At 65.7% G+C, this 22018-nt stretch carries 20 protein-coding genes; 13 read left to right on the top strand and 7 right to left on the bottom strand.

What is annotated here, in order from left to right; all coding sequences use genetic code 11:
* Positions 1-94: 94 nt before the first annotated feature.
* Entirely contained in the window at positions 95-319 is a 225-nt protein-coding gene (locus tag S58_RS10280; protein ID WP_015665229.1) for a hypothetical protein, read from the bottom strand.
* A gap of 181 nt (positions 320-500) precedes the next feature.
* On the opposite strand from S58_RS10280, the gene S58_RS37435 reads away from it, so the two are divergent.
* The 7 genes from S58_RS37435 to S58_RS10245 all read left to right on the top strand — a co-directional run bounded on the left by S58_RS37435 (position 501) and on the right by S58_RS10245 (position 9300).
* Complete coding sequence (locus tag S58_RS37435) at positions 501-1280, top strand: hypothetical protein (RefSeq protein ID WP_015665228.1); 780 nt, start codon at positions 501-503, stop codon at positions 1278-1280.
* 423 nt (positions 1281-1703) lie between these two features.
* Positions 1704-3251 carry a serine hydrolase domain-containing protein gene (locus S58_RS10270; protein WP_015665226.1) on the top strand — a complete coding sequence of 516 codons (1548 nt, stop codon included), beginning with the start codon at positions 1704-1706 and terminating at the stop codon, positions 3249-3251.
* 199 nt (positions 3252-3450) lie between these two features.
* Positions 3451-4059, top strand: a complete 609-nt coding sequence (locus tag S58_RS10265) for a PAS domain-containing protein (protein WP_042340677.1) — start codon at positions 3451-3453, stop codon at positions 4057-4059.
* A gap of 378 nt (positions 4060-4437) precedes the next feature.
* The gene (locus S58_RS10260; RefSeq protein ID WP_015665224.1) at positions 4438-5037 is read left to right on the top strand and encodes a hypothetical protein; all 600 of its coding nucleotides are present in this window, start codon (positions 4438-4440) and stop codon (positions 5035-5037) included.
* A 95-nt stretch (positions 5038-5132) separates the two neighbouring features.
* Entirely contained in the window at positions 5133-5453 is a 321-nt protein-coding gene (locus S58_RS37430; protein ID WP_015665223.1) for a hypothetical protein, read from the top strand.
* 344 nt (positions 5454-5797) lie between these two features.
* Complete coding sequence (locus S58_RS10250) at positions 5798-8110, top strand: TonB-dependent siderophore receptor (RefSeq protein ID WP_083938553.1); 2313 nt, start codon at positions 5798-5800, stop codon at positions 8108-8110.
* A gap of 23 nt (positions 8111-8133) precedes the next feature.
* Entirely contained in the window at positions 8134-9300 is a 1167-nt protein-coding gene (locus S58_RS10245; RefSeq protein ID WP_015665221.1) for a PepSY-associated TM helix domain-containing protein, read from the top strand.
* Positions 9301-9309: 9 nt separating this feature from the next.
* Here the strand turns inward: S58_RS10245 and S58_RS10240 are convergent, their stop codons facing one another.
* Complete coding sequence (locus tag S58_RS10240; RefSeq protein ID WP_015665220.1) at positions 9310-9873, bottom strand: HXXEE domain-containing protein; 564 nt, start codon at positions 9871-9873, stop codon at positions 9310-9312.
* 126 nt (positions 9874-9999) lie between these two features.
* Entirely contained in the window at positions 10000-10290 is a 291-nt protein-coding gene (locus tag S58_RS10235) for a hypothetical protein (RefSeq protein WP_015665219.1), read from the bottom strand.
* Between the two features lie 160 nt (positions 10291-10450).
* Here S58_RS10235 and S58_RS10230 point away from each other — a divergent pair, with 160 nt between their 5' ends.
* Positions 10451-11080: a TetR/AcrR family transcriptional regulator gene (locus tag S58_RS10230; RefSeq protein ID WP_015665218.1), complete on the top strand. Its 630-nt coding sequence runs from the start codon at positions 10451-10453 to the stop codon at positions 11078-11080.
* Here the strand turns inward: S58_RS10230 and S58_RS10225 are convergent.
* On the bottom strand, positions 11077-11310 hold the full coding sequence (locus S58_RS10225) for a hypothetical protein (protein ID WP_015665217.1): 234 nt from the start codon (positions 11308-11310) through the stop codon (positions 11077-11079). The genes S58_RS10230 and S58_RS10225 overlap by 4 nt on opposite strands.
* A gap of 129 nt (positions 11311-11439) precedes the next feature.
* Between S58_RS10225 and S58_RS10220 the strand changes: the two genes are divergently transcribed.
* On the top strand, positions 11440-12162 hold the full coding sequence (locus S58_RS10220) for a Crp/Fnr family transcriptional regulator (protein ID WP_015665216.1): 723 nt from the start codon (positions 11440-11442) through the stop codon (positions 12160-12162).
* A 5-nt stretch (positions 12163-12167) separates the two neighbouring features.
* Here the strand turns inward: S58_RS10220 and S58_RS10215 are convergent, their stop codons facing one another.
* A complete protein-coding gene (locus S58_RS10215; RefSeq protein ID WP_015665215.1) occupies positions 12168-12797 on the bottom strand; it encodes a CAP domain-containing protein in 630 nt (209 codons plus the stop codon).
* 1 nt (position 12798) lies between these two features.
* Positions 12799-13119 carry a Nif3-like dinuclear metal center hexameric protein gene (locus tag S58_RS10210; RefSeq protein ID WP_015665214.1) on the bottom strand — a complete coding sequence of 107 codons (321 nt, stop codon included), beginning with the start codon at positions 13117-13119 and terminating at the stop codon, positions 12799-12801.
* A gap of 204 nt (positions 13120-13323) precedes the next feature.
* Here S58_RS10210 and S58_RS10205 point away from each other — a divergent pair, with 204 nt between their 5' ends.
* On the top strand, positions 13324-14571 hold the full coding sequence (locus S58_RS10205; protein WP_042339161.1) for a multidrug effflux MFS transporter: 1248 nt from the start codon (positions 13324-13326) through the stop codon (positions 14569-14571).
* A gap of 454 nt (positions 14572-15025) precedes the next feature.
* Positions 15026-15568 (top strand): hypothetical protein, encoded by a 543-nt coding sequence (locus S58_RS10200; RefSeq protein WP_015665212.1) that lies wholly within the window; start codon positions 15026-15028, stop codon positions 15566-15568.
* 375 nt (positions 15569-15943) lie between these two features.
* On the opposite strand, the gene S58_RS10195 is transcribed toward S58_RS10200, so the two are convergent.
* Positions 15944-17743, bottom strand: coding sequence for a ShlB/FhaC/HecB family hemolysin secretion/activation protein (locus S58_RS10195; RefSeq protein WP_083938552.1), 1800 nt, complete (start codon positions 17741-17743; stop codon positions 15944-15946).
* 127 nt (positions 17744-17870) lie between these two features.
* On the opposite strand from S58_RS10195, the gene S58_RS10190 reads away from it, so the two are divergent.
* Complete coding sequence (locus tag S58_RS10190) at positions 17871-19121, top strand: FecR family protein (protein WP_015665210.1); 1251 nt, start codon at positions 17871-17873, stop codon at positions 19119-19121.
* Between the two features lie 120 nt (positions 19122-19241).
* Positions 19242-22010, top strand: coding sequence for an EAL domain-containing protein (locus S58_RS10185; protein ID WP_015665209.1), 2769 nt, complete (start codon positions 19242-19244; stop codon positions 22008-22010).
* Positions 22011-22018 lie beyond the last annotated feature (8 nt).

The raw sequence follows: 22018 nt of genomic DNA, 5'->3' as shown, positions 1-22018 counted from the left end.
CACAGTTCGATGCTGGCGCGTCGCCTCGGAATAACGCTGAGAAAGGCAGCGCCCCAGGCCCTGTGACGCAGTAAGGTCAGCAATGGCCTGCTCATCAATTCATGCTGTTGGGCATGCAGGGAGGTTTGGTGTAGGGAGCTGTGGCAAACGCGCCCACATTCGGCGCCCGCACACAATCCGTCATGGTGTGGTCCGTCATGGTGTGGGTTTTGTTCATGGTGTGCCGTGCCGCGGCATTGCTGTTGCGGGCGGCCTGGGCTTGGGTCGTGATGACGGCTGCTGCGATCAACGCGGCCGACATGAAGATGACTTTGGTCATTTGTTTTCTCCCTATGACAGTAGCCAAGAAAGCTCGGCCCTGTGACGGCTAGAGCGTCGGGTCTCGTGAGATATGTCATCACGTCCCTTCAACAAAACGCGATGCTGCGGCAGACGGGTTTTCGCCGCGGATCTAACGGCGCGGGCCGTAGCCGCGGCGCACACGCGATCAGGGGATATCCATGTCCGATCCTATGCTGGCACGCCGTGAACTGATCGCCTTGTTGTCGCGCATCGGGATCGGCGGCCTTCTCGGCGGCACGGCCGACCGCAGCGCCGCCGGTTCGACCGCAATGCCGGCCGCCTTCCCGGCCGCAGCGAAATCGCCGCGCGGCACGGCGCACATGGAGGTCGGCGTTCGCCTCGATCGCGGCAGGCCCGGCGTGACCATGACCAGCCGCTTTGTTGGCCTGAGCTACGAGAAGGACAAGCTACGACAACCGATGTTCACGCCGGGCAATGACGACCTGCTGGGGCTGTACCGGCTGCTCGGCCCCGGCGTCCTGCGTATCGGCGCCAATGCCGTGGACCGCTGCGCGTGGCTCGGTGGCGTACCCGGACTGGCGCCGATCCAGTCCGAGATGGTCGACGCGCTCACCGCCTTCGCCAAACAGGCCGACTGGCAGGTGATCTACGGCATCAATCTCGCCAACAACACCACCGCGCGGGCCGCCGCCGAGGCTTCCTACGCGGCCCGCGCCCTGGGGGATACCTTGTCGGCGTTCGAGATCGGCCGGGCGTCCAGTCGAGCCAATCTTCGATCACGTGGAAAAGGTCAAATCAAAACTGGCCAAAGCTCAGCAGTATGCCGACATGGACGCTTACTACGGACCGGACGGAATTTACGACAAGCTAGTCACGGTAGGGCTGCCGAAAGAACTTACCTTCCGGGACATTCGACCACTTCAAGCCGCAGACTTCTGGGCTTTGGAATATCGGAAAAACCATCTCACGATGGATGAATGGTGGTGTCTTGAAGATCGGCCTCAGGTGCATGGGGAAGAACAATGGGAGCACCTACGGCAGTGGGTCGAAGAAAAGTACAGCAGCTTTGAACAGGCCACGCGCAAGTCAGCGCAGGCGCTCATTCGTCGCAACGACATGAAGTGCATGATTTGGCACTACCCAGAACTGTGCGACGCCCACAAAGCTAGGGGTGGCGTATGGTCTTAGGTTTCTCCACAACCTTTTTGAACGCGGGATCACAGGCATGCCATTCGGCGTTTTGAACTGCAGGATCGCTAGATGAGTGCGAATCCAACGGCCCTGCGCGTGCGACGCCGACCCGCCGTTTTCGCTGCGGCACAGTTATATCACGCAATCTTTGATTGATCGCGGCGCTCCGATGGCGTTGATAGGCATTGTTGGTCCGGGGGGAATGCAACATGTTGCGTGTCAGCTTTGCCGCCGCTTTGCTGCTCGGCGGTCTGTTCATCAGGCCTGCGATGGCCGAGGGCGCTCAAACAGCCGGCTTTCCGCAAGCGGACTGGCAGACCGCCACGCCGGAAGACGAAGGGATGGATTCCGCGGCGCTGGCGAAGCTGGTCGCTTTCGGCAAGACGCTGCGGTTCGACAGCCTGCTGATCACGCGCCATGGCCGCATCGTGCTCGACGCCGCCTACGACCCGTACAAGGCGGACGATCTGCACATCATCAATTCCTCGACCAAGGCGGTGGTCTCTACGCTGATCGCGATGCTGCACAAGGACGGAAGGCTCGACAGCCTCGATCACCCGGTGCTCGATTTCTTCCATGATCGCAAGATCGCCAATGTCGACGCGCGCAAGCGGGCGATGACCGTGCAGCATCTGCTCAACATGACCTCGGGCCTCGACTGGGACGAGGGCTATAATGGCGGTGCCGAGAGATCCATTGTCGAAATGACGTCAAGCCCCGACTGGGTTCAATATATTCTCGACCGGCCGATGGCCCATGCGCCGGGGGAGACCTTCTACTACGACAGCGGCAACTCGCATCTGCTCTCCGCGCTCGTCACCAGGCTCACCGGCCGGAGCGCCGAGGACTTCGCCACCGAAAGACTGTTCGCCCCGCTCGGCATCACGGAGCACGCCTGGTTCAAGGATCCGCAGGGGGTGTCCGGCGGCGGCTTCGGGCTGGCGCTGAAGCCGCGCGACATGGCCAGGATCGGCTATCTCTATCTGCGCCGCGGGCGCTGGGGCGACCAGCAATTGCTGCCGCCCGACTGGATCGAGGCCGTCAGCCACGCCACGATCAGCATGAACGCGGCGTTCGATCCGGGCCTGAGCTATGCGGACCAGTTCTGGGCGCTGCCGGATCGCAACGTCTTCATGACCGTGGGCTATCACTGCCAGGTCATCATGGTGCTGCCCGATCCCGATATCGTGGCAGTGATGACCGCGCGCGACTTCTGTCCGTTCCGCAAGCTTGCGAACGAGATTTCGGCAGCCGTCAAATCGGACAGCGCCTTGCCCGCCGCACCGGAAGCCGCGGCGAACCTCGCGGCTGCCGTCAAGGAGGTGGCCACGGAGGCTCGGAGCCCGGTCGGCGCAGTGCCGGAGATCGCGGCAGCCATCTCAGGCAAGACCTACACGTTCCCGCCCAGCCCGGTCGGCATCAGGGCGATGACGCTGTATCTGACGGACGCCGATCCGCATGTCGCATGGGATATCCCGGAGCGGGGCTCGGAGAACGGCATTCTGCACCTGCAAAGCCCGATCGGGCTCGACGGCACCTTCCGCAAGACCGCCCAGAGCCATCCCTGGCAGCCCTACACCTACCGCGCCATGAAAGGCAGCTGGGTCGACGCCACGACGTTTGCGGTCGACGTGCAATTCATTGGCCAGGGCGAAGAGCGAAATTGGCGCCTCACCTTCGTCGGCGACAAACTGACGATGAAGACCCGGGGACGATACGGCAAGGACGTGACGATCGAAGGCAATGTGGTCCACTAGCCGCGGCAACGTTCACTTCGCCCGCCGCGTGAGATTGCGCCGGGGGCCGCCATGATCAGGACGGCGCGACGGCGAGTCCAGCTGCCGCGCCAAATTCACGCCCTGCGGCATGCCGGCGCCGCTTCGGCACCAGCCATGACATAGAGGCTGCGCCCGGCTAGACTGGGTTCCGGCCGGGGAAAAGTGATTCAGAGCGATGATGAAACGTTTCATCTGCGAGCAGAACGTCGCTCATTTCGAGAAATTGCTGGCCGAATCGACCGACGCCGTCTTGCTGCGCACGCTGCGGGTGCTGCTTGCGAGCACAAGGCGTGAGCTGGCCCTGCTCGAAGCCGCGGACGTGGGCGCCGATCCCTCGTCGTCGAATCTGCACCGACGGCCGGTCGCCGACGCGACTGCGATCAAGCGGCATTTCCAGCGGGAATTCGACACCTCGCCTCACCCTTATATGCTGATCGACCCAGGACCAGGATTGTACATCGCCGACATCAACGCAGCCTATGCCGCCGTGACCTTCACCGAGCGGCAGATGATCGCAGGCAAATCGCTCTTCGAGGTGTTTCCGGACAATCCCGATGATCCGCTCGCCGACGGCGTCAACAATCTCTACGGTTCGCTGCGCACGGTGGTGCAGACCGGGCAGCCGCACGCAATGCCGATCCAGCGCTACGACATCCGCAATGCCGAAGGCGTGTTCGTGGAACGGCACTGGCAGCCGATCAACACGCCTCTCCATGACGAGCAGGGACGCCTCGCTTTCATCCTTCATCATGTCGAGGACGTCACGCCAGACGTGAAGGCAGGCTAGCACCGGCTCGGCGCTGTGCCTGCCAACATGTCACCGCAGCGCTGCTGAGAAACTCCAAGCGCGGCGCACCACACGCTCGTCGACATCCTCCCGCACATGACCTGCGTCGTCAGAGCCGCGGTTGACGGCCGAGGGCATCGCGACCCGGCCGGAACACACCGATCAATCCCTTTTGTATTTAGAACTCTGCTCCGGGGCGCGCGTTGGTCCTTCGCAAACGACAGTCAGGTACAGCCGGGAGGGGAACGCGAGGAACCTGTCGTGTCGGCCGTCGGCACAGCCGCGTCTCCACCGGCGGCGGCAAGCACGACTCACGCCCTACGCACGGCCGGAAGCGAAGGGCGGAAACACGCATCCGGCGCATGGAGCGAGCAACCAATGAGCAACAAGCATCGGAAGCTGCCGCGCCCGACCAATGTCGACCTCGTTCGCAATCCGCTGATTGGTGGCTCCAAGGGCGTGACGATGGCGCAGGCGAGCCTCGATGATCTCCAGGAGCTCGAAGGCGTCAACACGATCCAGGGCGATGTCGAGAACGATACCAATGCGCAGGGCGGCATCGACAAGGCCGAGGTGATGGACCGCCGCCGCGGGCCGCCGCAATCCGACCGCGACCAGCCGCCGCGCCGTCGCGCGTTGCAGGGCCGCAAGACCCACGAGCAGCAATTGCGCACGCTCGAACGCAAGCCGGACAATCCCGATTCCGGCGAGCTCGCCCGCGAGATCGAACGCGAGCAGCACCGGCAGCGGCCGCTCGCGGCGCAACCGAGCAACGGCAGCTCTGCGCCTGGACCGCACCTCAAGGGCAAGGGCGATGGCTCGGGCGCCATGACCGACCTGCAGGAGGATCTCGTCGGCGAGAACATGGTGCTGTCGAACCGCGACAAGACCGAGAGCTCGCGCGAACGCGGCCAGGACGGCCGCTGCGTCGAGACCGAGCAGTTTCAGGATCACAACGACAACAAGGGCCGCGGCTGAGGCGCGGCCAGCCGATCCGGCGGAAGGCAGTCTGTCTGTCAGGAACGGCACGACGCAATCGCTGTTAGCTCCGCTCAAGGAGAGAAAGGCATCGCATGAAGACGATCACCACCATCGGCATCGCCGCGGCTTTCGCGCTGACGAGCTCACTTGCGCTGGCCCAGAGCAGCAGCGGCGCCGGCGCCAATACCGGCACCGGCGGCTCGGGCACGGCGACGAGTCCCGGGATGGGCCATTCGACCGACACCGGCACCACCGGTGCGAACATGGGCCGCTCGTCGACCGGCACCGACACCAGCGCGACCGGCGGCCGCACCGGCAGCGCGACCGGCATGAGCGACGATGTCACCGGGACAGAGAACGGCACCACCGGCACGATGAGCCCGCATTCGGGCACGATCAATCCGAAGCGATGAGGATTGTTGTTCGTCGTCTCCGCCGTTCCGAAAATTGAGACTGGCGGCCTTCTGCAACGGCAGTAGAGGGCCGCCGCGGCGGAGCCGCGCATGGCACCCATGCGCATCGCTCGCACGAGCCATTGCTAGCGCCGTCGACGCCGACGGAAATCGAAGCGAAAAACGCGGGAATACGCCACCACGCCGCAATTCCGCGCGGCTTGGAACAACTCGTCGACGCGTAAACTCCGCACTGCTTAGAGCAATTCAACTACACGCGCCATGTCCTTCGATCCGCCGGGTTGATAGATCGAACGTCGTTCGGGCCGACGCCTGAACGACTCGACGTGGAAGTGACGTGAACGATGACGAAGTGTGAAGGCCGGCGCGATCCTCGCGATCGTACCGGGATGTGCGGCGCGCTTGCTATCATGGGCGCCTTGACTGCCGATCTGCTCTGCTCTCCTGCCCCCGTGCATGCCCAGGCGACGTTGCCGCCGGTGACGGTGGATGCGCCGACCGCGAAGCGCAAGCCTCCGAGCGCCACCGCCGGCGCGCAGCAGCGCCGCGCACAGGCGCTGCCGTCACGACGAACGGTCCAGCAGGCTCCGCCTCCGCCGACGCGCGCGGAACGCGCGGCAGCGGAGGCCGCGGTGCTGAACGCCGCCAAGCTCAACTACCGCGCCATGCCGAGCGCGACGACCTTGCGAACCGGCGCCTCGCCGCTGAACACGGCGCAATCGGTCAACGTCGTGCCCGAGCAGGTGCTGAAAGACCAGCTGCCGCGCAACATCGACGATGCGCTCGCCAATATCAGCGGCGTCACCCAGGCCAACACGCTCGCCGGCACCCAGGACGCGGTGATGCGGCGCGGCTTCGGCGACAACCGTGACGGCTCGATCATGCGCAACGGCATGCCGCTGGTGCAGGGTCGCAGCCTCAATGCCGCCATCGAGAGCGTCGAGGTGCTGAAGGGACCGGCCTCGCTGCTGTACGGCATCATGGATCCCGGCGGCATCGTCAACACCATCAGCAAGCGGCCCGAGCTGTATCAGCACGGCTCGGTCACGCTGCTCGGCTCGGCCTATGCCAACAGCAGGACCGGCGCCGACGGCACGATCGACGTCACCGGCCCGATCGGCGATGGCGGCCTCGCCTATCGTTTCATCGGCTACGGCGTCAGCGAGGACTACTGGCGTAATTTCGGCCGCCACCGCGAGATGCTGGCGGCGCCGTCGCTGGCCTGGTACGGCGACACGACGACGGTGCAGCTCAACTACGAACATCGCGAGTTCATCACCCCGTTCGATCGCGGCACCGCCTTCGTCAACGGCGCGCCGCTGGCGATCCCGGCGACGCGGCGGCTCGACGAGCCCTTCAACAACATGTGGGGACAGTCCGACCTGGTGCAGGCCTCGATCGAGCAGAAGCTCAACGAGGACTGGAAACTCAACGCGGCCTACAGCTACAACACCGAGAGCTTCAGCGCCAACCAGCTGCGCATCACCAAGATTGATGCGAAGGGCGTGGAGACCCGCAGCAATGACGGTACGTGGGGATCGCTGAGCCGGGTGAGCTACGGCACGTCCTACGTGCAGGGCGGCTTCTGGATCGGCGGGTTGCGCAACGAGGTGCTGTTCGGCGGCGACGCGCAATATCGCACGATCTATCGACAGGACCTGATCCGCCAGCCTGTCTCAAACTCGACCTCATTCAACGTCTACAATCCGGTCTATGGCCTGCTGCAGCCGGGCACGACGATCTCGCCGGCCGACAGCGACCAGACCGACAAGCTCGGCACGTACTCGCTGTTCCTGCAGGATACGCTGCATCTTACCGACAGGCTCGCGCTGGTCGGCGGCGTGCGCTACATGGACTATGAGCAGATCGCCGGCCGTGGCCGGCCGTTCACGGCCAACACCGACGTCGCCGCCGACAAGGTGCTGCCGCTCGGCGGCGCCATCCTCAAGCTGAACGAGCAATTCTCGCTCTATGCCAGCTACACGCAGTCGCTGAAGCCGAACTCGACCATCGCGCCGCTGTCGGGCGGCGTCGTGCTCGGCTCCAACATCGCGCCGGAGCAAGGCACGGCCTGGGAGACCGGCTTCAAGTTCGACCTCGACAAGCGGCTGTCCGGCACCGTCGCGGTCTACGACATCGACAAGCAGAACGTGCTGGTGTCGCAGACCAACGCCAGCAACGTCGTCGAATACACCACGGCCGGCAAGGTGCGCTCGCGCGGCGCCGAGATCGACGTCACCGGCAGGCTCTCCGACGCCTGGAGCATGATCGGCAGCTACGGCTACACCGATGCCAGGGTCACGGATGACCCGGTCTACCGCGGCAACCGGTTGCAGAACGTCGCGCTCAACACCGCCTCCCTCTACTTGGTCTACGATTTCGGCATCGCCGTGCCCGGTAAGCTCAGGCTCGGCGGCGGCGCGCGCTATGTCGGCGACCGCGCCGGCGATGCCGCCAACAGCTTCGTGCTGCCGTCCTACGTCGTGGCCGACATCTTCGCGAGCTATGAGACCAGGCACCAGAACCTGCCGGTGATCTACCAGCTCAACGTCAAGAACCTGTTCGACAACGTCTACTACCCGTCGGCGGTGAGCGCGCTGAACGTCGCGGTCGGCGACGCCAGGCGGGTGTCGCTGTCGGCGACGGTGAAGTTCTAGCGACAGGACGGGGAGGACGCCGCTTGACGGGATTCCATATCAAGCCAGCACTGCTGCAGATTCACTCCGTCCTCGGCCTCGCCGCGGCGCTGGTGCTCGCCTCGATGGGCGTCACCGGCGCGATCATGGGCTTCGAGGACGAGATCCAGGCCGGTCTCGACGCCTCGCTGGCCCACGTGACGGCGCGTAGCGACGCGCCGCTCGCGCCGGCTGAGCTCGTCGCCCGGCTGCAGGCCGATCCGGATGCCGGCAAGGTGGCCGCGATCACGCTGTCGCGCGATCCCACTGCGGCGGTGCACATCCGCTTTGCGCGCGGCGAGAATGGCGGACGACCGTCCTCGGTGCTGGTCGATCCCTATGACGCGCGCGTGCTCGGCACGCCCCGCGGCGAAGCGTTCTTCGCCACCGTGCGCCGGCTGCATCGCTGGCTGCTGCTGCCCGGCGACGGCAACGGTGCCGGCCGCCAGATCACCGGCGCGACAGTGCTTGGCCTCGTGATACTGCTGATCACCGGCCTTGTGCTGCGCTGGCCGCGACGCGCCGGCAGCGCGACCTCATGGCTGAAGCCGCAGCTCGGCCTCAGCGGTCGCGGCCTGCACCGTTCGCTCCACACCGTGATCGGCACGTGGCTGCTGCCGGTCTACCTGGTGATGGCGCTGACCGGGCTGTCCTACTCCTATAACTGGTACAAGGACGGTCTCACCTGGCTGCTCGCCGCGGCCCCGCCGCCCATGCCGAAAGCGCCGCGCGAGGGCCGCTCGGAGTCCAGACCGGAGCCGAAGCCGATGGCGCTCGATCTGGTATGGGCGACAGTGCTGCGCGAAACCGGCGACCGCTTCGCCGCCATTCAGATCACGCTGCCGGCCGCCGGCACGACGGTGCGCGTGCGAGCATGGCCGCGCGAAGCCCATGACGGCGTGCGCGACGAATTCCGCATCGAAGGCGCGACGGGCCGGCTGCAGGCGGCGGAGCGCTATGCCGACAAGACGGCGGGCGAGCGCGTGCTTGCGCGCATCCTGGATATCCACCGCGGCAGCATTCTCGGCTGGCCGGGCCAGCTCGTCTTCATGCTCGCCGGCGCGCTGATGCCGCTGTTCAGCGTCACCGGCGTGCTGCTCTATGTGTCGCGCAGACGGTTGCGCCGCCCGCCACGGCCGTCGCCGGCAATCCAGCTCGTTCCGGGCGAATGAGACCCGTGCTCAGGCCACGGCGCGAGCATGCGACGCCCGGCGGATGGCGTTGGCCGCGATGATGACGTGCAGCAGCAGCGACACGCCGAAGCCGAGGGCATGCTGGGCCGCGGTCGCGGGGATGGCGAGCACGGTCACGAGGCCGAGCGGAATGAACAGGACGATGCCGGTGACGAGGCCGGGATTGTAGCTGCGGAAACGCAGCGCCGGGCCGATATGGCCGATCGAATTGACCAGCATCAGATAGGGCGCGACCAGCGCCCAGGCCGGGCCGGCGATCCAGGCCATGTAGAGCGCGATCAGGTCGATGCCCCAGACCGCGCCGCAATTGACCCAGAGCACGTCGCCCGTGGTCAGGGCCTCGCGGCCGCCGAATATCACCTGATTGACGAAAGTACGGAAGCGATCGCCGGTATGCTCCTCGACCTGGTGGATCATGTAGCCCGGCGAATGCAGGAAGATCAGCAGCAGCGCCAACGGCCAGTCGGCCGCCAGCAGCGGCACCAGCGCCAGCAGCGCTGCGGCCATGAACACGGCACCGGCGACCCAGTGTCGGGTGAGAAGGTCGAGCATCACCTATTGATGCGCGAGTCGGACGGCATTGCCAAGCCGGGGTCCCCCGGAGAAACCTGCCGCCCGGGCTGGGGGTGCGACCTCATGTCAGGCCGCAGCCTCCAACCTCGCGCCCTGCCGCGCGACCTATTTGAGCAGCACCAGGCATTCGCCGGCCGGCGTGGCGTTGGCGCGGGCGGTGTCGCGATCGAACTTGCCGGCCATCACCAGCGGCCGGACCCGCTCGACGATGACATCCTTGACGACGCTGTCCGGGCCGATCGCCGGCGCGCTCGCGTCGTAGATCTGCTTCGCGACCGGCGACAACTTGGCGGCGCAGGACTCGGCAGCGGGGCGGTTGCCGGCGAGCGCGCTCTGCGACAGAAGACAGGAGGACACGGCGATGAGGGCAACAAACGGAAGTACGAGGCGAAGCATGGCAATCAGTCCTTCGTTCAAATGAGGTTCAGCCGGGTGCAAGCAGGCTCGGCCGTGAACTCATCGATCACTATCCGGCCCCGCATGCGGGCTCTGACTTAGCCCGGCCCGGCGGCAACGCCTACTCGATTTCCCACGTCCGCGACCCGAGATCGGATTGATGCAGCAAACTCCTGAGATCCTTCGAAAAACTCCGGTCCAGAAGCGCACCCGGCAGACGCTGGATGTGATCTTCGAGGCAACCGCTCAACTTCTGCAGAGCGGCGGCGGCAAGGGCCTCAACACCAACGCCATCGCCGAGCGCGCCGGCTTCTCGATCGGCACGCTCTACAGCTACTTCAAGGACAAGACGTCGCTGCTCCGCGCGCTTGTGCTGCGCGAGTTCGTCCGCCAGGAGGCACAGTTCGCCGACACTCTCGAGGCGCATCGTGGCCTCGGGCGCGAGGCGATCGTGCGCGCGGCCGTGCGGCAGGGCTTTGCGCCATTCGCCGGCCGCCACCGCGTGCGGCGGCATCTGCTCGTGCTGTTCGGCAACGACGCCGAACTGCAGAAGGCGCTGCACGACATGGTCGACCGCATGACCGGGCGCCTGATCGAGGCGGTCGGGCTCGAGAGCGAGGCGATTCCTGCTGCGCGCCGCTACATCCTGATCCGCGCCGCGCTCGGACCGATCAGGGCCGCAGTGATGTGCGAGCATCGGTGGATCGAGACGACCGAGCTGGAGGACGAGCTGGTGCGGCTGTTGCTGTTCCTGCTGCAGCCGGACACGCGCGCGCCGATCGCGTGCTAATTGGGCTTGCTCTCGGCATCGCCGAGCCGCTGCGCGAGCTTCTTCAGGCTCGCCTCGGTGGGCGGCAGGCTCTGGAACTCGCGGATCGCGCGCGACAGCTCCTGATCCGACATCGGATGCGCCGGCTGCTTCAGGCGCCCCTCGGTCAGCGCTGCGGCAATGGTCTCGATGTGCGGCCCCGTGCCGCCGAACAAGCGACGGAGCCGGTAGAGGAACGCGATGTGGGGCACGGCTGTTCTCCCGATGCGGCGACCGGCAACACCCTCCGCACCTCATTATAACATACCAATTTTAGGAGGAACCAGGAGCCACATCGTCTCTTTTGATACGGATGATAATCAAACAGGCCCGATTTCCCCATGGATGTTGACAAGATCGTCGTCAACAAGCTCCGGGAACATTCCCGGCTCTCCAGCGACGATGTCGCCGAGATCAGGAATCTGGGCTTCGCGCCGCGTCAGCTGGCCGACCATGAGGACCTGATCCGGCAGGGCGACGAGCCCGAGAAATCCATGGTGGTCCTGTCAGGGTGGGTGGCGCGCTATCATTTGCTCAGCGGCGGCGGCCGGCAATATCTCTCGTTTCACATGGCGGGCGACTGGCCGGATGCGCAGGCGCTGTTCCTCGATCGCATGGACCACGCGGTCTGCGCGATCGGGCCCGCTACCGTGGCCGGCATCGGCCACAAGGAGCTGACCCGGGCGATCACCCGGCGGCCGGCGCTCGGCTTCGCGATCTGGCGCGAGACGCTGATCGACGCGGCGATCTTCCGCGAGGCGATCACCAACAACAGCGCGCGGGCCAAGCCGGCGCGCATGGCGCATCTGTTCTGCGAGCTGTTCTACCGCGCCCGCGCGCTGGGCCACGTCCACGGCGATCAGCTGCAGCTGCCCGTCAGCCTGATCCAGCTCGGCGAAGCCCTGGGGATGGCGATCGCGACCGTCAACCGCACGCTCGTCGAGCTGCGCGCCAGCCACGCAGCCAATTTCCGCAGCGGCACGCTGATGGTCCACAACTGGGGCCGGCTGTGCGAGATCGGCGAGTTCGATCCCGGCTATCTGCACCTGAAGAAGCCGCGCTGAGGGGCTCAGATGCAGAGTCCGATCACCTTGATGGAGAGATGGCAGTCCTTCGAAGCGGGAGGCTTCGCGCCCCAACGCACCGATTTTGCATCCGCCTTGGGCGCGGTCTGCGCCACCGCCGGCTTGCCCTTGGTCTTGGGGCCGGTCTTCGGCTTGTCCGCATCGTAGTCGCCCGCGATCACCATCGCCCAATAGGTGCGCTTGCCGCTGACCGTTCTGGCGCTGGCGATGCCGACCTTGGTCGCCTTGGGCAGCAGCAGATTCTTGCGATGGCCGGCCGAGTTGATCCACTGCCCGAGCGTCTTGTCGAAATTGTCGTAGCCATAGGCGATGTTCTCGGCGGCGCGGCCGGCGTTGGACGGCGCGACCCGGCGCGTGAACGGCCCGAGCACCTCGTGGCTGAGATCGTCCTTGTCGGCCATCGCGCGCGCCTGCTCCATGGCGATGCGGTCGAGCGTGGCGTCGCGCATCACGCGGCCCTCGCCATGCTTGAGCCGGAACGCCGAGATCTGCTCGGCGGGCGCTGCGTCCTCGGCGATCGCGGCCTGACACGACATCGCCATGACCGCAGCGACCATGACCGCTGCGACCAGCACCGCGCGCGCGCCGCGCGACATCGAAACAAGCGCCGCCATGCTACTCCACCACCTCGATCGGATAGACGTCGATTGCCGGCTCCTCATAGGGATGCACGGCGCGGATTGCTTTGATCACGGCCTTGAGCTTGTCCTCGGCGCAGACGGTCTCAATGCGATCCTCTTCGACGGCTTCGAGCTTGCCGACCGTGCCAATTGTGGGATTCGCGCCGGCCAGCGGCCGGAAGCGGCCGATCCCTTTCACGGTAAACGAGCAGTTATCATAGTTGCCGATGCGCCCCGCGCCGGCCTCGCCGATGGCGCTGCGCACGGCCTCGCCGGCGGCTTCGGGGACATAGACGACGATCTTGTAGCTCTTCATCCGCGCGCGAACCCGCCTTCGTTCACACGGGCGTTACCATCGCCGCCAGAATGGCGCAATTTTCGGCGCGTCACGCCCGGTCACAATCGCGCCAACGGTAGGCCTCGACGACCAGCCATTCCGAAACACGCCTTGTGCGACGCAGCAAACCCGATACCTATGGGCATCATCTCCCGCGTTACCCCACCATGGAAGGCCCGCGCCTTGGCTGATACCAGTGCCGACACCATCGAGATCGTCCGTCACCGGCCGATGGGCTTTACCGAATTCGTCATCGTGATCGCCGCCATCATGGCGCTCAACCCGCTGGCAATGGACATGATGCTGCCGGCGCTGCCGAACATCGGCGCCTCGTTCCACATCGATGTCGCCAACCGGCTACAGACGGTGCTGTCGGCGTTCGTGATCGGCTTCGGCCTCGGCCAGTTCGTGATCGGCCCGCTGTCCGACAGTTACGGCCGCCGCCCCGTCCTGATCGGCGGCATGGTGGTGTATGCGATTGCCAGCGTGTTTGCACTTGCCGCCCCCTCGTTCGAGCTGCTGCTGCTGGCCCGCGTCCTCGAAGGCCTCGGCACCGCCGCGACGCGCGTGATCGCGACCTCGATCGTGCGCGACTGCTATGCCGGGCGCCGGATGGCGAGCGTGGTCTCGCTGGCGATGATGGTGTTCATCGCCATCCCCGTGATCGCGCCCTCGTTCGGCCAGGCGGTGATGCTGCTGACGCAATGGCGCGGCATCTTCGTCGTGCTGACCCTGTACGGCATCATCGCGCTGCTATGGACCGCGGCACGGCTGCCCGAAACGCTGCCGGAAAATGAGCGCAAGCCGTTCTCCGTTGCCGAGATCTCGGCCTCCTTCCGTAACACCCTGACCAACCGTCAGACGCTCGGCTACGCGCTCGCCGCGAGCGGCATCTTCGGCGCCATCCTCGGCTACGTGCTGTCGTCGCAGCAGCTGTTCACCGGCGTCTATCATCTCGGGCATTACTTCCCGGTGGCCTTCGCAGCGATCGCAGTGACCATCGCCATCGCCGGCTTCCTCAATGCCCGCCTCGTCGGGCGGCTCGGCATGCGCGTCATCTCGCATGGTGCACTGGTCGGCTGCGTGCTGATCGCGCTGGCATGTTTCGTGACGGCGATGCTCGACGTGCTGCCGCTGTGGCTGTTCATGACCCTGTCGGCCGGGATGATGTTCACGTTCGGACTGATGTTCGCGAACTTCACCGCGCTGGCGATGGAGCCGCAGCGCGCCAATGCCGGCACCGCCTCCTCGCTGTACGGCTCGATCACGACCCTGCTCGGAATGGCCGCCGGCGCCGCGGTCGGTCAGGCCTTCGACGGCACGCCGCTGCCATTCGCGACCGGCTTCCTGGCCTGCACGTCGAGCGCGCTGGTGATCGTGCTGATCACCGAGAAGGGCCGGCTGTTCCACGGCCATGGCAAGCCGGTCTAGTCTGATGCATTCGGTTGACCCGAGCGGTCAGCCGCGATTTCGTTTCAACTCGCTCCATCGGGGAGAGGTCGGCGCATAGCGCCGGGGGCGGGTCCAGCACCTCGGCACGATCGGTCGCCCCGGGCAGACTACGTCGCATCTTCTGTCAGCCGAAATGAGACTGGTGGAGCGCACAGCCTGCTTTTGCCCGACTCCACCAACTCGCGCGATGCAACAAGTCGGCAGCTATCTGGGGCGCAGCAGTCGCGATGCCTGCCTGTTCGGAACGATTTACGATCCGTCTCGGGCCGTCTGGCCTGCGCACGCAATGTCGGCCGCCGGGCCTCGGCCGGAAGTAAGCAGTAGGGGACCGCCAAGCTGCTTTCGACCCCATGCGGACATTTGAGATCAAATAACAACGCATTTCTTAGTAAGAGCCAAATAATCCTGATGGCTAAGTCCCTAGAGGTCGGGAATGAGAAACGCGACAGTAGCCGCGCTCGTGTACGAGTTTTTGTTCGAGGTTTATCGGAAAATGGATCTCGACCGCGCAGAAGGATGGATGCAATCGCTTTCTGATAAGGACGGCTCGCTACGCGAGGCCTTTGACCATGGACACTTGAGCTGCTGGGAGTGGCCCGCCGGTACGTTGCAGGAAATTGGTATTCTCAAGCCTCTCCAACCAAAGCCGCTCGTGTTCGGGCCTTATTTCTACCCAGTACTGACCTTGGAAGAATGTGCAGCTACCGACTTCTCAAAATTCGAGACCTTTGACAATTATTGTATTGCGATGTTCTCATTTGAAATGCTGCACAGTCATTTTGAACATCGCGGCGAGGTCAATCTTAGCATTCGGTCGAGCCGCTTCCTGGATGCTGTCGCGCGCCGAGATGATATTTTTCTGATCGAGGACAACGGCCAGGTCAGGTTTGATAAGCCGCGCTTCAACGAGAAAGTCATGGAGCGTTGGAACGGAGGGCTGGATGATCGCCGCATCCATCCCAAAGGAGGTGATTAGGCCTGATGTGGAGCACTCTGAAAGAGTGGCGAGCCGATGTCGCCTCTTGGCTCCATGTCGGACCTCCGGTCGGCGCCCGGCGATGTCCGCTCCCAAGACTCAACCAGAAGTAGGCTGTCGACCGGAAGACCGCTTGTGACCCGAGGCTGCCGATCTAGGCGTCGCAGCAAGTCGGCAGCAATCTGGGGTATGCTGGCCGTGCGCGCGTTGGAGACCCGGCAAGGCTGCTTCGCCAATCCGTTGAAACCTCTATGCCGAGGGATCTCGTCCCGTTCGTTGAGCCTGGCGCCTCACCCGGATTGCATCCGACGATGCAATCCGACTTCTCCCAATGGGAGAAGTGGACCTCTGCAGCCGCCCCCATCGCGCAAGTTCTCAGATGCACGGCCCCTGTCCGCGCTGCGGGCATAGCTTCAGCGTGCTCGACAGCGAGAGCAGCAGCCGCGCGCTGCGCGTCGTGTTGTCCGGCGCACGGTAGCCGAGCGGGACGGCGACGCCGAGATCGGCGCGCCAGTCGTTCGGGAAGGTGAAGCGGACGCCGGCTCCCACCGACGTCAGCGCGACGCCGTCGGCCGGACGAAAGCCGTCGTTCCAGGCGAGCCCGGCGTCGAAGAAGCTGTAGAGCTGGTAGCTCGTGAGATATTGCCAGTTCGGCTTCTGCTCGAAGCGGACCTCGAAGGTGCCGGCGACGCCGTTGTCGCCGCTGATCTCGGCGCTGCCATAGCCGCGGCCATAGGCGAGGCCGCCGAGATAGAATTGCTGCGAATTGTACAGCGGCCCCGAGGCGATCTGGCCGGCGGCCGCAAGCTTCAGCGACCAGGCGTCCGACAATGTCTGATAGCGCGCGAACCAGCCGTTGAAGACCGAGAAGCTCGGCGATGCGCCCGCGCGCGAGGCCAGCGGATCATCCGCCGGCGTGGCGCCGAACGCGTTCAGCCCCTGGCGGTAGGCCAATGTCAGATAGCTGTCGCCGCCGACATCATCCTTCCAGCGATAGTCGGTGGTGAAGGTCAGCGTGCGGGTGCGATCGCGATACCAGATGCCGAACAGGTCGCGCTCGGTGACATCGCTGAATGCCGCCGCGAGAGTCAGCTTGAGCGAAGCGCTTTGCGACTGGATCGGCGCGATGCCGCCGCGCAATTCGAACGTCTCGGTGACGGTGTTGTCATTGAACAGCCGTCGCCGGTCACCCGGCCGCACCTCGCTGTACAGTGCGGAGGCGCCGATCTGAGCACCGTCGGTACCGACCGGGACGTCGTAGGCCAGCCGCCCGAAGGCAAGCTGACGCGGATCTCCCGGCGTGGTCGACAGGTTGGCCGTGAGCGTATCGCCGGGCAGCAGATAGGAGTTGAAGGCGGCTGTGGCGTAGCTCTGCCAGGGACCGACGGTCGACGAGCCCAGATTGTCGATCCCGGTGAAGCCGTAGACGTGCCAGGTCTGCAACTCGATCACCAGGCGGAAACGGCCGGTGGTGCCGCCGATCTCCTCGATCGCGGAATCGGCGATGCGGACACCGCCACGGCCATTGATCAGCAGCAGTTGCCGCTCCAGCGTCGCAAGCCGCGACGGCTGCTCGGCGAGCACGGGGCCGAGCATCGGCCGGACGCCGAACTCCTCCGCACCCGCCCCCTTCAGGCTGACCTCGGTGATGCTGCCTTCGAGGATCTGGATCCGCACCGTGCCGTCGCTGATGTCCTGCGGCGGAATGATCGCACGGCTGAGATGGAAACCGGCGGCGCGGTACTGATCGGTGATCCCGGCGGCGATGCCGGCGAGATCGGCCTGCGAGACCGGCTTGCCGAGATAGGGCTGATAGGCGGCGGCGATCTGTTCGGCCGTAAGCACGGTGGCTCCCGTCAGCCTGACGCCACGCATGGTGAACAAAGGCTTACGATCGCCACCGCCCTCTTGGGTTGCGAATTGCGGCGCGCGCGGCCGCGCCGGCACCGGCTGCGCTGAACGTGACTGCTGATCGTCGAAATATTTCTCGGTCTGCCGCGGATCGAAGCCGGGCTGGCTGACCTGCTGCGCATGCGCCGTGGCGGCGACCAGCGACGCGGACAAGGAGACGGCGGCGAACACGGTTCCACGCAGCCGTCGCAACCCGTGCGATACGGTCGCCCTGTCGCGCCGGCCCGCAATCCTCCCAGTTCCCTCGACACACCCAGCACGCATGCTCCGTTTTTAGTTTGTTAAGGTCAATGAAGCGTAAATGCGTGAAGAAAACGCGGCCGCAACTCCTAAGGGTCTCTTGAAACATTTCGATTAGTTTCAAAAGCCGCCAACGACGCGAGTTCGTGCCATGTCATCCAAGCGTTTCCTGATACCAGGACTGATCGCTGCGTGCCTTTTCGGCGCAGCGCCGGCCGCGTTCGCCGCCGACGGTGAGCCGTGGCTGTTGAGCAAATCCTCGGGTGAGGTCTGGGTGACCACGCCGGGCGCGGCGCAGGTGTCGCTCGGTTCCGAGGAGCCGCTCAAGCCGGGTGATACGATCCGCACCGGGCCGACCGGGCGCGTGCGCCTGACGCGCGGCGCCGAGACCATCGTGATCGCGCCGAACTCCGAAGTCGGCCTGCCTGCCGCGCCGAAGGACGGTTTGGCGACGACCATCCTGCAGCGCGCCGGCTCGATTCTGCTCGACGTCGAGAAGCGCAACGTCCAGCATTTCGAGGTCGAGACGCCCTATCTCGCAGCCGTGGTCAAGGGCACCCAGTTCAGTGTCACGATCTCAGGCCGCAGCACCAAGGTCGAGGTCAGCCGCGGCCAGGTGCAGGTGTCCGACTTCAAGACCGGGCAGATCGCCCAGGTCCAGCCCGGCCAGGCCGCCACCGCCTTCACCAATGGCCGGTCCGGCCTCAGCCTGTCCGGTTCCGGCACCTTCAGCCCGATCGAGCAGGGCCGCCCGCGCACGCCCACGATCGATCGCGTTCCGGTGCCGCGCGACGGCCTGCATGCGCCGCGCGAAGCCAAGGGCAGCGTGATCCACGCACTGAACGCCAATGGCGCCGCAGTGCGCTCGGGCGCATTGGCCGGTTCGCCGCAACATTCCGCCACGACCTCCGTTGCAGCAAGGCCGAACGTCGTGCGGATCTCGGCGTCGATCGGCGAGGTCAATCTCAACATCCAGAAGGCGACGCGCGGCCTCGCCCATGGCGCCCATGCGCCGACCGTCGGCGCAGGGCGGAGCACCGCCTGGAATGATGCGCGAGGCAACAACGGCAATTCGACGAGCAATGCGGCGACCGCAGGCGGCACGTCGGGCGACTCCTCGGTCGCAGCCGCCGTGACCGCGGCAGTCGGCTCGCCGAGCGGCTCCGCCAGCACCAACCTCGCGACGACCAACGGCAGCGGCAACAATGGAAGTAGCCACAGCGGCGGCAACAATGGGAACGGCGGCGCCGGTGGCAATAGCGGCAACAACGGAAATAGCGGCAACAACAGCAACGGTAACGGCAACGGAAACAGCGGCAACGGCGGGAATGGCAACAGCGGCCATGGCAATAGCGGCCATGGCAATGGCAACGCCTACGCTTATGGCCATAACAAGAATTGATGTGACCATCCCGGGCATCACACGTCGTCACGCGGCGCGGAGCCCTGCAGTTGGCGGCAAGATGAGTTCGGGATCGCGAAAGCGGGTGTAGGCGTGGCACGCGGGCGTTCGGGAGGGGGCATGTTCAGGCGGTTCATGCCGCATATTCTGGTCGTGGTTGCGCTGCTGACGGTCGGCCTGTCCGGCAGCTACGAGCTGCTCAGCCACGCCCTCGTCGATCTGCGCTTTCGCCTCGACGACCGCCCTGCCAGCGGCGAGATCGCGGTGGTCGCGATCGACCCGCGCTCGATCGAGGCCATCGGCGTCTGGCCATGGCCGCGGACCCAACATGCGCGCCTGCTGGAGCAATTGCAGCGAGCCGGCGTCCGCGACGTCGCCTTCGACGTCGATTTCAGCACGCCATCCGACGCCGCCGGCGATCAGGCCTTCCTCAACGCACTGCAGAATGCCAAGGGCTCGGTCGTGCTGCCGGCCTTCAAGCAGCTCGACGCGGCGGGCAAGGACACGTCCATTCACGTCAACCGGCCGCTGCCGCAGTTCGAACAGCTGGCCTGGTCGGCCTTCGTGAACATCGAGGTCGCGCGTGACGGCCGCGTCAGAAGCTACGCTCTCGGCGAATTTTGCGAGACCGGCGGCAGGAGGACTTTCCTGCAAACCATGGGAGCGTTCCTCGCCGGCAGCGATGCGGTCAAGGACAACGCGTTCCTGGTCGACTACGGCATCGACCCGTCGTCGTTGCCCAAAGTGTCGTATGTCGACGTCCTCCGCGGCGACGAGACGGCGCTGGCCCGGCTCAAGGACAAGCGGGTGATCGTCGGCGCAACCGCGATCGAGCTCGGCGACTATTACAGCGTGCCGAATGGCCGCGTTCTGCCCGGCGTCGTGCTGCAGGCGCTGGCGGCGGAGTCGATCATCCAGCATCGCACCCTGCTCGCGACATCGACTGCGGCCACCGTCGCCGGCCTGCTGCTGATCGTCATGATCATGCTGGCGAGCTGGCGGCACCTCTCGGCGGCCCGGCGCGCGCTCCTGATCGCGATGATCAGCATCGTCATCGAAGCCGTGGCGCTGGTGCTGCACGACCGCTATGCGCTGGTGTTCGACACCTCTCTGCTGCAGATCGCGCTCATAGCCTACCTCGCGGCGACCGCGCTCGACGAGATCGATTTTCGCGGCCTGCTGCGCCACGTCGCCGAAAGCCGCTTCGAGCGGATCGCGATGTCGATCGGCGACGGGCTGGTGTGCACCGATCAGGACAAGCGGATCACGGTGTGGAATCCGGGCGCGGTCGCGATCTTCGGCTACGGCGCCGACGAGATCATCGGCCAGCCCTTCGCGCGCCTGCGCGCCGACGGCAGCGACACGCACGACCTGTTTCCACGGCAGGAGGCGGCGCTGCCGGCGACACTGCTGCCCGGCGGCGCCACTGTCGAGTTCGACGGCCGCCGCAAGGACGGCGAGGTGTTTCCGGTCGAGGCGAGCTTCTCCGCCTGGCAGGGCGCCGACGGCCTGCAATATGGCGTGATCCTGCGCGACATCTCGGTGCGCAAGCGCGAGGCGGAACGCATTCGTTATTTGGCCGAGCACGACACGCTCACCGCCTTGATCAACCGCAACACGCTGCAGACCGATCTCGCCGCCATGATCGAGACGGCCGACGCCGCCTCCGACCAGGTCGTGCTGCTGGTGATCGGGCTCGACGCGTTCCAAGAGATCAACGACATGCTCGGCCACGCCTTCGGCGACAGCGTGCTGCGCGCCGCCGCCCAGCGGCTCCGGGCCGAGATCGGGAGCATGGGCCGCGTCGCCCGGCTGAGCGGCGACGAGTTCGCGGTCGCCATTCCCTGCTCCGCGATCGGCGGCACCGTGGCCGAGCTCGCCGGGCATCTTTCGCAGCTGTTCGAATCGCCGCTCGAGACCGGCGCGCGGCAGCAGCGGGTCAAGGTCAGCCTCGGCGTCGCGGTGCATCCAGACGGCGGCCACAATGCCGACGAGCTGCTCAGCAACGCCCACCTCGCGCTCTGTCGCGCCAAGACGGACCGCCGCGGCAGCCATGTGATCTTCGAAAGCGCGATCCGCCATGAGCTCGAGCAGCGGCTGACGCTCGAGGCCGAGCTCGCGCTCGCCGTCGAGCGGGAGGAATTCGAGCTGTTCTACCAGCCGCAAGTCGAGCTGCTGCATGGCCACGTCATCGGCGCCGAGGCGCTGATCCGCTGGCGTCATCCGACGCGCGGCCTCGTGCCTCCCGGTGATTTCATTCCCGTCGTCAACACCTCGCCGCTGTCCGAGGCGGTTGCGACCTGGGTCATGGCGACCGCCTGCCGGCAGGCGCGGGACTGGCAGCTCGCCGGCCATGACATTCGCGTCGGGGTCAACCTGTCGCCGTCACAGTTCCAGTCGGGCGACCTCGCGGCCTTCGTCAGCAAGCTGCTCACGGTGACGGGCCTGTCGCCGGGGCTGCTCGAGCTCGAAGTCACCGAGGACATCCTGCTGCACGACGAGCCCGGCGTGCTGCAGACCTTCAACCGGCTGCAGGCCCTCGGCGTCAGCCTGGTGTTCGACGATTTCGGCACCGGCTATGCGAGCCTCAGCTATCTCAAGAAGTTTCCGCTCGACGGCCTCAAGATCGACCGCTCCTTCGTCCGCGACGTGCTGACCCAGGCCGACGACGCCGCGATCGTCGGCTCGACGGTGAGCCTCAGCAAGCAGCTCGGCCTGTCGGTGATCGCCGAGGGCATCGAGAACCAGGCGACGGCCGATTTCCTGCTCCGCCTCGGCTGCGAGCACGGCCAGGGCTATCACTTCGGCAGGCCGATGCCGGCGGCGGATTTCGCGCGGCAGTTCCTGGCGATGGATGCCACCGACCAACGTCAGGCCGGCGCGGCGTGAGGTGATGC

Origin of the sequence: Bradyrhizobium oligotrophicum S58 (genome assembly GCF_000344805.1) — a bacterium.
In the GTDB taxonomy this organism is placed as follows: domain Bacteria; phylum Pseudomonadota; class Alphaproteobacteria; order Rhizobiales; family Xanthobacteraceae; genus Bradyrhizobium; species Bradyrhizobium oligotrophicum.
The sequence above is the reverse complement of the archived record's forward strand: the minus strand, read 5'-3'. Positions and strand labels throughout refer to the sequence as shown.

Bases quoted from the DNA above. Each gene is read 5' to 3' on its own strand.
- S58_RS10270 (WP_015665226.1), top strand. From the start codon at position 1,704: ATGTTGCGTGTCAGCTTTGCCGCCGCTTTGCTGCTCGGCGGTCTGTTC.
- S58_RS10195 (WP_083938552.1), bottom strand. From the start codon at position 17,743: ATGCGTGCTGGGTGTGTCGAGGGAACTGGGAGGATTGCGGGCCGGCGC.
- S58_RS10210 (WP_015665214.1), bottom strand. From the start codon at position 13,119: ATGAAGAGCTACAAGATCGTCGTCTATGTCCCCGAAGCCGCCGGCGAG.
- S58_RS10250 (WP_083938553.1), top strand. From the start codon at position 5,798: ATGACGAAGTGTGAAGGCCGGCGCGATCCTCGCGATCGTACCGGGATG.
- S58_RS10230 (WP_015665218.1), top strand. From the start codon at position 10,451: ATGCAGCAAACTCCTGAGATCCTTCGAAAAACTCCGGTCCAGAAGCGC.
- S58_RS10200 (WP_015665212.1), top strand. From the start codon at position 15,026: ATGAGAAACGCGACAGTAGCCGCGCTCGTGTACGAGTTTTTGTTCGAG.
- S58_RS10220 (WP_015665216.1), top strand. From the start codon at position 11,440: ATGGATGTTGACAAGATCGTCGTCAACAAGCTCCGGGAACATTCCCGG.
- S58_RS10190 (WP_015665210.1), top strand. From the start codon at position 17,871: ATGTCATCCAAGCGTTTCCTGATACCAGGACTGATCGCTGCGTGCCTT.
- S58_RS10260 (WP_015665224.1), top strand. From the start codon at position 4,438: ATGAGCAACAAGCATCGGAAGCTGCCGCGCCCGACCAATGTCGACCTC.
- S58_RS10280 (WP_015665229.1), bottom strand. From the start codon at position 319: ATGACCAAAGTCATCTTCATGTCGGCCGCGTTGATCGCAGCAGCCGTC.
- S58_RS10265 (WP_042340677.1), top strand. From the start codon at position 3,451: ATGAAACGTTTCATCTGCGAGCAGAACGTCGCTCATTTCGAGAAATTG.
- S58_RS10240 (WP_015665220.1), bottom strand. From the start codon at position 9,873: ATGCTCGACCTTCTCACCCGACACTGGGTCGCCGGTGCCGTGTTCATG.
- S58_RS10185 (WP_015665209.1), top strand. From the start codon at position 19,242: ATGTTCAGGCGGTTCATGCCGCATATTCTGGTCGTGGTTGCGCTGCTG.
- S58_RS10235 (WP_015665219.1), bottom strand. From the start codon at position 10,290: ATGCTTCGCCTCGTACTTCCGTTTGTTGCCCTCATCGCCGTGTCCTCC.
- S58_RS10215 (WP_015665215.1), bottom strand. From the start codon at position 12,797: ATGGCGGCGCTTGTTTCGATGTCGCGCGGCGCGCGCGCGGTGCTGGTC.
- S58_RS37430 (WP_015665223.1), top strand. From the start codon at position 5,133: ATGAAGACGATCACCACCATCGGCATCGCCGCGGCTTTCGCGCTGACG.
- S58_RS37435 (WP_015665228.1), top strand. From the start codon at position 501: ATGTCCGATCCTATGCTGGCACGCCGTGAACTGATCGCCTTGTTGTCG.